The following is a 13,741-nucleotide window of genomic DNA, read 5'->3' as shown; positions in this document are numbered from 1 at the left end:
AAGTAATTAATGGTCAAAAACCCGCTTGATAGTGAACTCGCCGACTGATGAACTCTGTTTGTGAGCGACATGCTGGGCGGATATTTGAAAAATACTGCGCGGTGAAATACCTTTAAGGTCGCGCTCCGGGAAGGCGGTAGATTGTGGGAGGTAGACCTCTGAGGGGAACATGATACCGCCCAGTTCACGATGTAACATTTCGAGTGTACTGCGGTGAATATTGGTATTGCTGCGAACTTTATTTGGGCACAAACCGATCAGGTTAAGTTGATGGTCTTCGCTGCGCGAAAAGTTTTCCGACTGAATAACCTGCAGCATTGCGTTAATACCTTGCAGGCTTTTTTCTTCGGGTTCAAACGGAATAATTGCATGGGTCGCGGCACGGACTGCCGAGCGGAAGATTGGATTGCGGCTTGGGCCAGTGTCTAAAATGATTAGATCGTAGGTTTCGGCCACATCTTCCATATGCAAAAATTCACCGAGCCGATCGATAATCAAGGATGCAATTTTACCGGAAGAGTTATCGTACTCACTATTGATTCGCTCAAGCAGGGCAGGGTGGCCCACCATAATGTCGACACTGTGTTTAAATCCATTGTCCGCGCGAATATAGGTAGAGTGCGGCAGTACGGCTTTGCCAAAGAAGATATCAGCAATATTGGAGCGCGAGTCTAAATCAGGATCGCCATCATAATCCGGGTGTAGGGGTGGCAACTGTCCGCCGGTTGCTTGTGGCGCTGTTTCCATTCCCACCCAGTAGTCAGATGAGTTGCATTGCATATCCAAATCAACTACCAGTACATTTTTACCGGCCACTATGGCGGCGTATTCGGCTATTACACTGGCCACCGTTGTTTTACCAACGCCACCCTTTTGATTGAGCACAGCCAGAACTTTGCTTTTATAAGTAAACATTTCAATCCCCTGAAAATAACATACAGCGTATAATATACATGTGTTATTTTCTTGAGCAAGTGCCTTGAGGGGTGTTAACCATAACAATCGCAAAATCGACCCCTATCAAGGGTTTCCTGTGCGGCAAAAGGGCAGGGGATGCTAAAAATCTTCCTCTGCTTTAAAACCCAGTGTAGTGGCGAGATGATCCAGATCTTCCAGAGTAAAAAAATCCAAACAGAGCGAACCGGATTTTTTGGCATTGTTGTAGCGGATCTTAACGGGGCGACCCAATACTTCCGCCATTCGTTCCTGATAGCGTTTGATATCCGCATTTCGTTGTTCGGTTTCACCTTGGGCTATAGCTTCAAACTGATGAACGGGGGTTTTTTGCGCCAGTAGTTTACGCAACATCCTCTCGCGCTCTTGCTGGGGTAGCTTAGCCACAGCTCTGACGTGGCCCAGGGTGATACAGGCGGGATTTTTATGCCACAGCGCCAGTTCCGTTTCAGTGAGCGACAGTCCCGCCCGTTTCAGATGGGTAACGGTATAAACCTTATCGATATTGAGCGCAGCGCGGATTTCGCGGTTGGATAGGCCTGCCTTGCTCAAAAAGGCAACCACACAGGCTTTGGCTGCATCACTACAGGCGGGATTTTTCTGATAAAAATCAACGGCGTCCCGTTTATCCAAAAGGTAGGGCAAATATTCCATTGTGGATTCCTTTTTAGTCATGTGACTAAATTGTGATAGAGGAGCTGATATTCTCACCTATTTTTAGTCGCGTGACTAAAAATAGGTGAGAATTAACGTTAATCAAACGTCGATGAGGGCTCTTTATATTTCCATATCGAGTAACAAAACCGTTTTTGTGATCAATTTGTTCAATCTGCAATCAGTATTGGCTTCTATTATTACTTTCAACACAGCTATTTCTCATCTAAAGCTGTATCGGCTCAATCACAGCTTTGAGGTGTGATGATGCAAAAAACTATCCTTGATCATTGGACCGACGTTGTTCATGGCTTATCAAATCGGGATAAAGTTGACCCAGTTGATATTCACCCGGTGCATGCTTGTGTCATCGCAGGTGTACCACATTACATTCACTCTCCGGCACTAGCCCATACACATCCTGACTACTTTAATCGCTTGAAGAACTATGCCGAGCGACAAGGCATTTATTTAAAGGCCGATAGGCGTGCGCCACAAAGCGCGACGGATGATTGCAGGCGCAAAAAATTTCTCTCGATTGTTTTTTTAGTAATGAGTATGTCCGCGATGGAGATTGTAGCGGAGGAGGCAGAGCTAAGCCTGAATCTGATTGCTCCAGAATATGCAGGGTCGGACTTTTTGCAACAAGAAAAGGCTGTTTTACCGCTCACTAAAATGTTTGGGCAACCTCAGGATTCTTTGGTGAGTAAAGCCGTGGCGCAAATTCTTCTTAATCATATGGATGACATTGCCCGTTATCCTCCTGGAATATTGGATGATATCCATGAATTAGCGGCTTACTACGCGCAGTATCCGGCTGCAGTGCAGCTGATACAGTCAATTGCCGCAACTGAATGGACACTCAAATATCTACCCCATACCTTCCAAACAAATGTTAAAGGTACCCGTATGGATATAACCAAGGTGGACGTTTTTTTTGATCCGCGATCCGGTGCCAAGTTAAAGTTCTACGACAAGTGTGACGAACAAAAACCCTTTTGCATCGCCTCACCCGCCGACGCCTTATTGCATGAGTTGCTGCACGTGCAGACAATTACTATCGATAAACATGCATTCATAGGGCAGGGCGGTTTGGACCCCTGGCGCTACCCTGCAGAACACGAACGCCTCACCATCGATAAAGAAAATGCCCTTTATCGCGCTATGACCTTGGTTGACAAGCGGCCTCGCCCATTGCGCAGCGAGCACAATGGGCGTCATGTTCTGGTGTCTTGTGCGACTTGTTTTGAATAGTGACGATCTCCTGTTCAGTTATTAACCAATTTGTTTTGTGAGTTGCTGCGAAGTTAATAGGCGTAAAGCTATGCAATATAAAAGTTGAACTTTAATTTTGCATAATTTAATCTGTGCAGATGATTAAACGACATATAGAACAAGAATTTCTTCAACTGTTGAGTGAGTACCCCATAGTCACCCTACTGGGGCCACGTCAGGCGGGTAAAACCACACTCGCACGCCAGGCGCTTCCTGATTACGCCTATGTAAATCTGGAGCAACCAGAAACCCGTGAATTCGCCCAACATGACCCGAAAGCGTTTTTGGCGCAATTCACTGGCAAGGTTATTTTTGATGAAATCCAGCGAGTGCCGGATCTTCTTAGCTATTTGCAAGTCGCTGTGGATTCGGGAGCAGAAAATGGCCGCTACGTGTTAACCGGTTCCCATCAGTTAGCTCTGCGCGAGGCCATAGTCCAGTCTTTGGCGGGGCGTACGGCAGTACTTCACTTGCTGCCTTTCTCCATCGCCGAATTGGTAGAAAATCAATTGGGTTTTAGCCATGCGGAAGATTATATCTACAACGGGTTTCTACCGCGGATCTATGATCAGCATCAGCGACCGACACCTGCCTATTCAAATTACTATCAGACCTATGTCGAGCGCGATGTCCGCCAACTCATCAACCTGAAAGATGTTGCGCAGTTTCAGAAATTTATGAAATTAGTTGCCGGCAGGGTAGGGCAGTTGATGGATTATTCATCGCTTGCTGGCGATGTGGGCGTGAGTGCGACAACCATAAAATATTGGTTATCCATTCTCGAGGCTTCTTTTATTGTCTATAAGCTTTCCCCATATTATGAAAATTTCGGTAAGCGAGTGATCAAATCACCCAAGTATTACTTTGTTGACACAGGGCTACTGTGTTTTCTCTTGGGCATAGAAAACACAACGCAGGTTGCGCGGGACCCTTTGATTGGGCAATTATTTGAAAATCTTGTTGTGTTGGACTTTGTTAAAAATCGATACAACCGCGGTAAGTTGGATAATCTCTATTTCTTCCGCGACAGCAATGGGTTGGAGGCTGACTTGCTTTTCCAGCAAGGTAGGCAGTTAACACCTATAGAAATAAAATCCAGTTCGACCTATAAACCGGAACTTCTGAAAGGGCTTAAACGAATCATTGAGCTGTCGCCGCAAATGGCTAGCGGCTATTTAATTTATGCAGGAGCGGCGATGAGTTTCAGTAATGGTATTAATGCCATAGGTTTTGATCAGTTAGCTGCCACATTTGACCGCTGAATTTCTTCCAAATTTTTATTCGGTTTTATTGCCAATCAGAAGCTAATTGGGGTTCGTATAAATCCCCTAGCAAGTCATGTAATACCAGTTTTGGATTTGCGACTTTCTTGTTCTGGCTTTCTTTCCATGGAACCACATATAAAATCTTGGGCAGTTCCTCATTGCCTTCGGCTATTCCAGTTTCGCTATCAATTTCATTGTTGGCCAATACCGAGAGCGAAATGCCAAAGCAAACTATTAACAATCTATGCCATTTCATAATCAGTTTCTCCTGCTCAGTGTATCTTTTAGTTCTTCTGTCCACGCTTCGGTTTTCTCATCCTTTTGGTTTAAGAGTGAAAGGTAATGTTCATAGTGCGGAATTGCCTTGGCGATATCCTGATAATAAAGGTCGTAGAGTAAGGCCAGGTTGTAGTGGACATTAGCGTTATTGGCATCGAGTTTTAACGCAGTCAAATAATGTTGCTCAGCTTCTTTATAGCGTCCATCATCAATGCAGATGAGCGCTTGAATATTACTGATATCGGCAGATTCTGATTGAAGCATGTGTGCCTGTCCTATCGCACGTTTTGCTTCATTAATGTGTTTTAGCGAGTATTCTGCAATTGCCAAGTTAACCCAGGCATCAAGGTAGCCTGGGTTTTTTTCAGTAACCCTTGTGAGTGATACTGCAGCTTCTTTGGCATTACCGGCGGTTAATGCTGCAATAGCATTGGTATATAAGGGGATATCTTTCTCAGCCAGCGGCGCTGCTATTATGGATACCACTGGCGTCTCCGCTGGGGCTCCAGATTTTGTTGTACAAGCATTCAACAGCAGTCCGATTATCAACAGCCCAGTTATTTTATGAATATTTAATTCGGGTAAAAATTTCATCACGGCTCCATTCAGCTGTGTTTACTCAAAAAGATAAAATTATTTATAGTCAGTTAGCTGTGCTACTAAAAACATGAAATTTTCCATGGCGCTGATAGCGCGATGGGAAAAGTGTTTGTAATTCGATATGGCTTTGTTTGATCCAGGAACTGTGTGTTCCATCGGCTGTCCTTGCCATATTTATTTCATAGAATTCGATAGCTTTTTCTTCAAAAGGAAATGCTTGATCCTCAATAAGAATGTTATATTGCTCAAGCTCATCATCTGAAAGATTCTTCGGCCGTTCTGAATTAAGAAGCGACTTCGAAAATTCCTGATATATTTTTCCTATAGAATAGGTTGCTTCTATAGTCACCTCAGCAATGTTATATGACGATGCCTGACCAAAAAGAGAAATAGATTCCTGCATAAATTTTTTCTTCTCTCTTAAGTTTTTGGCCAATGGCTCTACAAGATTTTTCTTTTCAAATTTATCTTTTTGATATTTTGCCAAGGCTAAAGCCGCCGTAGCGGCAATATAATTTGTGCGATCATTTTTATAACTTTGTACTGTCTTTTGGTCAGCATTAATAATGTGGCGTTGCCAAAATTCGGCTTTTTCAAGATCGTTTTTTTGTAAATAAAGTGAAGATAGCTTATCCATAGACTCCAAATACTGAGCATAAGGCGTCGGATAATTATTCGCATAACTGGTGTAAGCCCGAATTGCGTCGGAGGGTTTATTTTTTGATTCATACAATGCGGCTGCTTTCCATAAAGCAGCCATTTTTATATTTTGATCATTGTCTTGAGTCGATATTTTTTCAAATACAACGGCTGCTCTATCTTCCTGCCCCAGTTTTATATAGGCATTTGAGAGTTCCCGCGTTGCATCCTGATACAAGCGGTGATTGGGGAATTGTTGTTGAAATAGTTCAATATTAGCTACTGCCAGATTCCAACGTTCATGCGCTATAGCAAGGTTAATAGCGGCAAAGAGCGAGTCAGGTGCAATGGTGGCAGTATTAGCTTGTTTGACTACGCGAGCATAATTGGCAATCGCAGAGTCAATCTTGTCGAGTTGTAAATCAGCCTGACCTTGTTCATATATTGCCAGCGCCAAGCCATTACTAAAGCGGATTTTATCGGTATTATTATTTTCGGTAGATAGGAGATATGAGAAAACTTTTTCTGCTTTTTCCGGATTCTTGATCTTTAAGAAGGACAATCCTCGAATATAATCCGCTTCTTTGCGAATATTTTCCGCGGCACTTCGTGCAATGCTCTCGGAAAACGTAATCGCTTCTGCGTAACGTTTATTTTTATACGCAAGTTCCACAGCGTATAGGCTCGCCTGTTGGTAGCGTTTTTCATCTTGATATAATTGCGTTGAACGCAAAGAGTAGGTTAGGTGTCGGTCAAGCCATGCGGAATTTTCAGGATAAGATTTGTGTAGTTTATCGGTGAGCTCAATCGTGGCATAAGCTGCCTCCTTGTCCAGTACAATATCGCCATCATAGGCTGCTTTTTCAAAATAACTGAGAGCTTGCTCATTCATATTTTGAGTAACAAGCAATTCTGCATATGCGGTGTAAACCTTATCTTGCCTTGCATAGGATGAATATTGGTTTAGGTAGCGCTGATACCATTGATTAGCGGCAACAAAATTTCCAGTTTTTCGGGTTTTTCGATATTCCTGTTGTTGTGCATCAGCAACCAGCAAAATATTATCGCGCATGGATTTTTTAATAACATCGTAAGCTGAAGAGTATTTTTTTCCTTCCCAATAAGGGCTATTCGTATTAAAGCGAATATAAAAAGCCTCCATCGCTGCTGCAAACTCGTCATTCAGTCCGGCCTTTTTAAGGACTTGTAGCTGTTGTAAATAAGCCTCTGGAATTCGTTCTGAATCGGAGTTGCCCGCAATAAAATTATTGAGAATGATACTAGCATCTGCGTATCGTTGTTGTGCCAGGTAGATAGAACTAATAACCTGATGGGTGTGATAGAGGTAATCACTATCGGTTGGTGTATTAAAATAATTTTTAAGCAGATCGGTGCTTTCAAGGTTTATTGCCGCGAGAGCAAGTGCTCTGAAGTATTCATCAAAATCACCCAGATCATTTCCTGTCAGGGTCTGATAATTACCGAATTTCCTATGTTTAATTGCGGCTACATAATCCTCTACTGCTTCAGTAAAAAGACCTTGTTTATAACGGGACCAACCTCGTTTTAGCAGTGAACGCTCATAAAATTCGTTGCCACCGGCAGTAAATATCACCTCTGAGTATGAACTTTCAGCCGTTAAGTAATCCCCCAAAACAAAAGCGTTTTCAGCCAAACGAAACTGGGCTTCTGCATAGTAAACTGATTGTGGAAATTGTGTGGTGAGCTGAGTTAGCGTATTCAGCGATTGATCTTGAAGATTCAATTTTTCATAATTTTGAGATAATTGATAAAGAATTCTATCGTTATCTTTTGCATTGGGATATTCATTTATTGCTGCTGAAAGCAGATCTATTGTGCGTAAAATAGATTTCTTATAGCCTTCACTTTGATCAATGCTGACATCAGTATTTGTACTTTCATCATCCAGTTTGTTTAATTCTGCCATTTCCAGCTCCGCCAAACGGCTTATAGCCGCCCGGCGTCCTTTTTCATCAACGGAAGCAGATTTTAAGTAATCACTATAAGCCTTTTTAATTTCACTCTCATTTTTAGCCTTAATGAATACTGGTGCCACATCTTCATCAGATGACTGGATATCTATATCGCGCAACGTGACTTCTTGTTGTTCCGTCGTGCTACAGCCCATTAACAACAATAAAAATAAAAGTGGTATAGGATGAATGGGTGAATGCATGGGACTATTTACCATCATAAATTGTTGCCAACCCAAATTTTGATTGGCTTAGATAACTAGCGATTGATTCTTGTTCTGATCGTAGAATTGTTTTTGCAAGATTTACATATTCTTTTTCGAGAAGTATTTTTGTATTCGTTAACTGAGTCTTTGTGATACTTGATACCGGATAGTTCAATAGATCAGCAATAATATTAATTTTTTCTACGAAATGACGTAGTTGCTTATCATTCCGCGACTCTGGACGTATGAAAATACTATTGATTATTTGTAGCGAAATTCTCTGTTCATTCAGGTTAGATATCGTATTAGTTTGTTGGTTGTGTAAGTCTGAATAATAGACAACCGCCTCCTGGTAAGCCGCCAGCGCATCATCGTATTGCCCAAGTTGGCGCAACGTAAAAGCATTTAATAAATATGATTCAGCTACTGAAATATCTTTTTCTTCTTTTGTTCGTAGATGTTTGAAAGCACTTAATGCCCCTATAAAGTCCTCTTGGTGTAATGCTGCCATTCCCAACCCAAGCAAAGCGCGATTTGTATAATCACTTTTAAGTGATACGTTGCGAAAACTTTCTCGTGCATCACGATAAAAGCCAAATTGAATTTGAGAAAAACCGAGTAGGGTATGCAGCCGATAATCAAGCTCATCTTTTTTAGAGCTATTTTTCTTTATTGCATTATTAATTGCCATGTGCGCATCAGTCCACCAATCCTGACGGATATTAGCAGTGGCAAGATTAAGTTGAGCCAACCTATAATGAACAGAATCAGCTTTTATTTTTTCATAATAGCTCATAGCTTCACGATGTCTTTTTTGTTGCTGTAAAGCGCTACCAATTAATAAATTGGCCTCTGCTGCATTGTCCTTGGTAAGACTTTCGATAACCCCAGAATCTCTAAGTCTTGTGATTACATTGGCCCATTGGCCTTGATCTGCGTGATATTTGGCAAGTTCAAAAGTGATTCTTGCTTCACTAAATATGTCACCTTGATTTTTTGCTGTTTTTAACAGAGTTTCAGCAATTGCGATGTTGTGAAGTGACAAAGCCAGAGCGGCAATTTTCTGTATTTGCGGCAAATGTATTTGCCGGGCAATTGCTGGCATATTGCCCAGGATTGTTGCAATTGCAGTTATAGAATCCTTAGATAGTATTGCTACTTCAGATGTTTTTATAATCTGTTCCAAATCTGCTGTGATAATCCCTATTTTTTTGTCGCGCGCAATATCTTGATACGCGGCGGCGGTGGCAGTAGAGAAGAGCATATCAGTAGGAGGGAATGGCACATTACTGCTATAGGAATACTGTGCAAAAAATAACATAAGCAGCAACAGCTGCTTATGTTTGGCACGTATCGCCAGTGCGATCACCGGGAAGTATTGGGCAATTTTATATAAAGCAGTCATTGGTTATCACAAATGGTGGTGACATTAAGTAAATATATGCGTGGGATTTAATTTTTATTAATTAAATCGCGGACGACACGCATAGCTTCATCAGCCATCCGAGCCAGCAAGCGCTGTAGAACCTGCCGCATAAAAGCTTGGGTCAGCTCCTTCGCTTTTTTAGCGAGGCGCATCCCCAGTGCTTGCATAATCTTCCGCATTAAACACACTACCCATTCTCCAGCAGCAACAGACAAGTCTATGCCCTTGCGTAGGAGCCAGGCAATTTTATCGGCAAGAGTTAATACTCCTATAAACGGGGATTGTAACGATACAATTGCTTCTCCAACAAACTTGCGCAGCACCAGCATAAGGCCCGCATTAATCCATTCCCAGATTTTGGCGCTCATCGGATTGACCGATTTTTCTGACTTCAGCCAACGCTCTACCGAGCGGTCATCGATATCCTTTTTAGCAATAACTCCCAAGCTCTCCCAACTGTTAGTGCCTATGGAGTTGATATAGTTTTGCATTTTATGTGCGGCAAGTGAAATCAGGGAGCTACTAGGTAATTGATAACCGATATCCCAAAATGGTGGGTGCGCAAACGGGAATACCGGGATCATAGGGACTACATCAGTGGCGTGATAGACGCGGTAAATATTGTGGGCTTTTATTTTAGTAGTAAGTCGGTCCGCAAAGAACTCCAAACCAGCTTTAGGCGCGGCTATGGTATAGAGTTTTACATTGCGGCCTTTTGAACTGACCCAGTCGGCAGCGAGTGTAGCAATGGCACCACCCAGACTATGACCAATGCAATGAACTGTACCTTGGGCATCCTGGTGACTAGCCAAAAATTCTTCAATGCTGCTTTTCATGCTGCAAAAAATAGAATTAAACCCGATATGCACAGGTAATCCGGTCTGCGATCTTGCTACACCAATACGCGCATTACTAATCCAATCCGCACCTATATTGGCAGTAGTGGAACCGCGAAATATTAAAAACAGATCTTTCTCGTAACCTTTGCCGCCACACACACACATTCCAAAACCATCTTTGGTGTTGATAAGACGGGAACCGACTTCGGCTTTTAGGTGTAAGGAATTACCTGGTTTTTGTGAAAATTCTGGTCGGGTTAAAAAAGCAGTTACTGCGGCAGCTAGTTTTGATTGAACACGGTATATATCTTGAGCAAGTTCAGCGACCGTTTTGGGTGATAATACACTCATGATTAATCTCCTTGTTTGACGATAGAATCCCACTTACATGAGGTAGTAAATAACGCATTAAATTCATTTATCCTTACTGATTCATCAGTAATTTCACATCGCATGTTTTGTAGATAACCACCTAGCCCGCTGTATTTATCAAAATCTGACGAACCTTTGTACCAAATAAAATATTCTGTATCATAAAAAGTAACACTAAGTTGCTGGGCAATGACAAACTCTCCCAGCATAGGGATTCTTAACTTATCTTTTTTGATTGGCAAATCAAAATCACCATTTTCATTTGCATAAAAAACTTCCTTTTCTCCATCTTCATCCTTCCATATTATGTGTCGTACAATTTTTGCGCCCGCAGCGGGTTTACCTTGATAAGTCAGTTTACCCTGCATATACGGGAATAATACAACCTCAGTACCAAAAAGAGACATAGCAACTCCGCTCATCGAATAGAATAAAGAAAAAACTATAAACAAATAAATGACTATGCTTCTCTTAAAATAAAAAAATTTACTGGTGTTTAACATTTATTTTCCTGATTGTAAGAATCATAATCACGCTATCAGCAGAAATAGCTGACGATGTTATGGTTTATAAAATCTTGTAATTAAATTGCCCTTCCTCGGTAACCCCCACATGAATGCTATTAATAGTTTCACCGTTGGCCATTTTTCCAAGGCACTCAGCAGCCAGCGCAGGTAGTAAAGTGCGGGTGAGAATATTTTCAATATTACGTGCCCCTGTATCGACTTCCTGACTGCGTGCCAATATATGAAGTAATACATCCTCGTCATAAGTGAGTGCAGCGTTGTAATGACCTTTAACCCGTTTTTTAATACGATTCATGTTAATCACACAAATCTTCATCAGGTCATCATCGCCGAGTGGGTAGTAAGGAATGACGGTCGTACGCCCAAGGAAGGCGGGTTTGAAATAGCGCAGCAGTTGCGGACGGAAGTTATCCAATAACACTTCTGGATCCGGGCGCTCTTCTTGTGCGACGCACATTGCTCGAATATGTTCTTCACCCGCATTGGACGTCATAATAATCACTGTATTGCGAAAATCAATATCACGACCTTCGCCATCCTTAATCGTGCCCTTATCAAACAAGTTGTAAAAAATATCCTGTACACCAGGATGAGCTTTTTCCATTTCATCAAGCAAAATTACACTATAAGGTTTGCGTCTGACCGCCTCAGTCAAAACACCACCCTCACCATAGCCTACATATCCCGGCGGTGAGCCTAACAGCATGGATACTTTATGTTCCTCTTTAAATTCAGACATATTGATGACGGTAATATTTTGTTCACCACCATAGAGAATATCTGTTAATGCGAGTGCTGTTTCTGTTTTTCCTACCCCACTTGAGCCGACCATAAAAAATACACCGATAGGTTTGCGTGGGTCAGTTAAGCCGGCGCGCGATGTACGAATGCTTTGTGCAATTGCTTCCAAGGCGTGAGGCTGGCCGATAACTCGCTCTCCTAGCGCGCTCTGTAAATCTAAAATAGCTTTAATTTCATTTGATACCATCTTTCCTACGGGGATACCGGTCCAGTTTGCAACCACTTCGGCGATGGCTTGGCTATCTACATTGACTTTAATTAGCGGAGCTTCACCTTGTAATACAGCAAGTTCTTCACGTAAATTATTCAGCTGTGTACGCAGTGCAGTTAACTCATGGTTATTAAGGACGTTTTCGGCTGCATTATTTTTGCGGTTATGAAAATCATCTTCTATTTGTTTTTGTAAGTTTTGAATTGTTTTTACTTTTTCCAGTTCCAGTTGCCATTGTCCCTCTTGATCATGTAGTTGCATCTGCAATTGTTGTTTTTCTGTTTCAAGTTGCGCTAAACGTTCGGTAGCGTTTCCATGGGATGCGTTTTCTCTACCAAGAGATTCAATTGTTGCATTGCATTGAATAATTTGACGGCGAGTGTCTTCAATTGCTGCGGGTGTGGAGCTTTGGCTGAGTGCGACGCGCGCGCACGCCGTGTCAAGTAGGCTTACTGATTTGTCGGGTAATTGGCGTGCAGTAATATAACGACTTGAAAGGCGTACCGAGTCCACAATCGCTTCATCCATAATTCTTACGCGATGATGATTTTGTAACATATCAGAGATAGCACGCATCATATTGATAGCCTTTTCTTCATCAGGCTCTTCGATTTTTACGACCTGAAAACGACGCGTTAGCGCAGGATCGCGTTCAAAATATTTTTTATATTCTGCCCATGTTGTGGCAGCAATGGTGCGTAGTTCTCCCCGTGCTAATGCTGGTTTGAGAAGATTTGCAGCATCACCTTGTCCCTCTTTCCCTCCCGCGCCAATTAATGTATGCGCTTCATCAATAAACATAATAATCGGTTCAGATGATGCTTTGACTTCAGCAATGACTGACTTTAAACGGTTTTCAAATTCACCCTTTACGCTTGCACCAGCTTGCAATAACCCTAAATCCAAACTGCGGATGGTGACATTTTTTAATTGTTCAGGAACATCACCTGATGCAATACGCAATGCAAAGCCTTCAACAACGGCTGTTTTACCTACGCCAGCTTCTCCCGTAAGAATAGGATTGTTTTGGCGGCGACGAATAAGAATATCAATAATTTGACGAACCTCATCATCTCGCCCTAATACGGCATCAATTTTTCCCTTCTTGGCAGCCTCAGTGAGATTAACTGTAAATCTATCGAGTGATGGTGTTTTGCTTGGCGCAGTAAATGTTGAATTATCTTCATTAGAGGAGTTCGAATTTTCTGTTTGTTTGGATTCACCAGTAGTACCAATAACACTACGGACTACGTCACGTAGTGACTCAGGAATAATTTTTTTTAATTCACCGTTAGTGGCTTCGGTTGCTCGACGTAAGCTTTCATCCAATAATAGTGCTGCTAGTATGTGAGCAGAAGTAATCTTACTGTGGCCATACTCTACTGATGCAAGTATCCATGCATTTTTTGCCAAATCGACAATAGTAGGGGAGAGTGCGGGAGCGCGTGAGTTTCCGGCTTTAACAGCATCCAATTCCCGGTTTAGGTGACGAACGAGATTGCCAATATTAATATCAAATTTTTCTAGTACGGACAGGATATCACTATCCGCTATCTCTAATAGTTTAAGCAGCCAATGCTCAATTTCAACATTATAATGAGTTCTTGATAAACATAAGCCAGCGGCACTTTCAAGTGCATTTCTGCAAGGTTCATTGAGTTTTACTACAAGCGATTTCAGATCAATATTAATCATGTCT

General features: G+C 42.1%; 11 protein-coding genes. 2 read left to right on the top strand and 9 right to left on the bottom strand.

The genetic code is table 11. From position 1 onward, the window contains the following. Nucleotides 1-6 precede the first annotated feature (6 nt). Complete coding sequence (locus NNX04_RS21755) at nucleotides 7-915, bottom strand: ParA family protein (RefSeq protein WP_007645646.1); 909 nt, start codon at nucleotides 913-915, stop codon at nucleotides 7-9. A 141-nt stretch (nucleotides 916-1,056) separates the two neighbouring features. Beyond that, nucleotides 1,057-1,608 carry a hypothetical protein gene (locus NNX04_RS21750; protein WP_007645644.1) on the bottom strand — a complete coding sequence of 184 codons (552 nt, stop codon included), beginning with the start codon at nucleotides 1,606-1,608 and terminating at the stop codon, nucleotides 1,057-1,059. 261 nt (nucleotides 1,609-1,869) lie between these two features. Between NNX04_RS21750 and NNX04_RS21745 the strand changes: the two genes are divergently transcribed. After that, nucleotides 1,870-2,862 (top strand): hypothetical protein, encoded by a 993-nt coding sequence (locus tag NNX04_RS21745; RefSeq protein ID WP_261948532.1) that lies wholly within the window; start codon nucleotides 1,870-1,872, stop codon nucleotides 2,860-2,862. 119 nt (nucleotides 2,863-2,981) lie between these two features. Next, nucleotides 2,982-4,145, top strand: a complete 1,164-nt coding sequence (locus NNX04_RS21740; protein WP_007645640.1) for an ATP-binding protein — start codon at nucleotides 2,982-2,984, stop codon at nucleotides 4,143-4,145. Between the two features lie 25 nt (nucleotides 4,146-4,170). Here the strand turns inward: NNX04_RS21740 and NNX04_RS21735 are convergent, their stop codons facing one another. The 7 genes from NNX04_RS21735 to tssH form a co-directional block, all read right to left on the bottom strand. Then, nucleotides 4,171-4,404, bottom strand: coding sequence for a hypothetical protein (locus NNX04_RS21735; protein WP_261948531.1), 234 nt, complete (start codon nucleotides 4,402-4,404; stop codon nucleotides 4,171-4,173). A 2-nt stretch (nucleotides 4,405-4,406) separates the two neighbouring features. Then, nucleotides 4,407-5,021: a tetratricopeptide repeat protein gene (locus NNX04_RS21730; RefSeq protein WP_261948530.1), complete on the bottom strand. Its 615-nt coding sequence runs from the start codon at nucleotides 5,019-5,021 to the stop codon at nucleotides 4,407-4,409. Between the two features lie 49 nt (nucleotides 5,022-5,070). Beyond that, nucleotides 5,071-7,863 (bottom strand): tetratricopeptide repeat protein, encoded by a 2,793-nt coding sequence (locus NNX04_RS21725; protein ID WP_261948529.1) that lies wholly within the window; start codon nucleotides 7,861-7,863, stop codon nucleotides 5,071-5,073. Between the two features lie 4 nt (nucleotides 7,864-7,867). Continuing rightward, nucleotides 7,868-9,271 carry a tetratricopeptide repeat protein gene (locus tag NNX04_RS21720; RefSeq protein WP_261948528.1) on the bottom strand — a complete coding sequence of 468 codons (1,404 nt, stop codon included), beginning with the start codon at nucleotides 9,269-9,271 and terminating at the stop codon, nucleotides 7,868-7,870. Between the two features lie 47 nt (nucleotides 9,272-9,318). Beyond that, entirely contained in the window at nucleotides 9,319-10,482 is a 1,164-nt protein-coding gene (locus NNX04_RS21715) for a lipase family protein (RefSeq protein WP_261948527.1), read from the bottom strand. A gap of 2 nt (nucleotides 10,483-10,484) precedes the next feature. Beyond that, a complete protein-coding gene (locus tag NNX04_RS21710) occupies nucleotides 10,485-11,006 on the bottom strand; it encodes a DUF4198 domain-containing protein (RefSeq protein WP_261948526.1) in 522 nt (173 codons plus the stop codon). A 64-nt stretch (nucleotides 11,007-11,070) separates the two neighbouring features. Further along, a complete protein-coding gene (gene tssH / locus NNX04_RS21705; RefSeq protein ID WP_261948525.1) occupies nucleotides 11,071-13,737 on the bottom strand; it encodes a type VI secretion system ATPase TssH in 2,667 nt (888 codons plus the stop codon). Nucleotides 13,738-13,741 lie beyond the last annotated feature (4 nt).

This window comes from Cellvibrio sp. QJXJ (assembly GCF_024452345.1).
Taxonomy (GTDB): domain Bacteria; phylum Pseudomonadota; class Gammaproteobacteria; order Pseudomonadales; family Cellvibrionaceae; genus Cellvibrio.
This window is presented reverse-complemented; position numbering and strand designations above follow the sequence as displayed.

Excerpts from the sequence above, each read along its gene's own strand:
- NNX04_RS21755 (WP_007645646.1), bottom strand. The coding sequence starts at position 915 with ATGTTTACTTATAAAAGCAAAGTTCTGGCTGTGCTCAATCAAAAGGGT.
- NNX04_RS21750 (WP_007645644.1), bottom strand. The coding sequence starts at position 1,608 with ATGGAATATTTGCCCTACCTTTTGGATAAACGGGACGCCGTTGATTTT.
- NNX04_RS21740 (WP_007645640.1), top strand. The coding sequence starts at position 2,982 with ATGATTAAACGACATATAGAACAAGAATTTCTTCAACTGTTGAGTGAG.
- NNX04_RS21735 (WP_261948531.1), bottom strand. The coding sequence starts at position 4,404 with ATGAAATGGCATAGATTGTTAATAGTTTGCTTTGGCATTTCGCTCTCG.
- NNX04_RS21730 (WP_261948530.1), bottom strand. The coding sequence starts at position 5,021 with ATGAAATTTTTACCCGAATTAAATATTCATAAAATAACTGGGCTGTTG.
- NNX04_RS21725 (WP_261948529.1), bottom strand. The coding sequence starts at position 7,863 with ATGCATTCACCCATTCATCCTATACCACTTTTATTTTTATTGTTGTTA.
- NNX04_RS21720 (WP_261948528.1), bottom strand. The coding sequence starts at position 9,271 with ATGACTGCTTTATATAAAATTGCCCAATACTTCCCGGTGATCGCACTG.
- NNX04_RS21715 (WP_261948527.1), bottom strand. The coding sequence starts at position 10,482 with ATGAGTGTATTATCACCCAAAACGGTCGCTGAACTTGCTCAAGATATA.
- NNX04_RS21710 (WP_261948526.1), bottom strand. The coding sequence starts at position 11,006 with ATGTTAAACACCAGTAAATTTTTTTATTTTAAGAGAAGCATAGTCATT.
- tssH (WP_261948525.1), bottom strand. The coding sequence starts at position 13,737 with ATGATTAATATTGATCTGAAATCGCTTGTAGTAAAACTCAATGAACCT.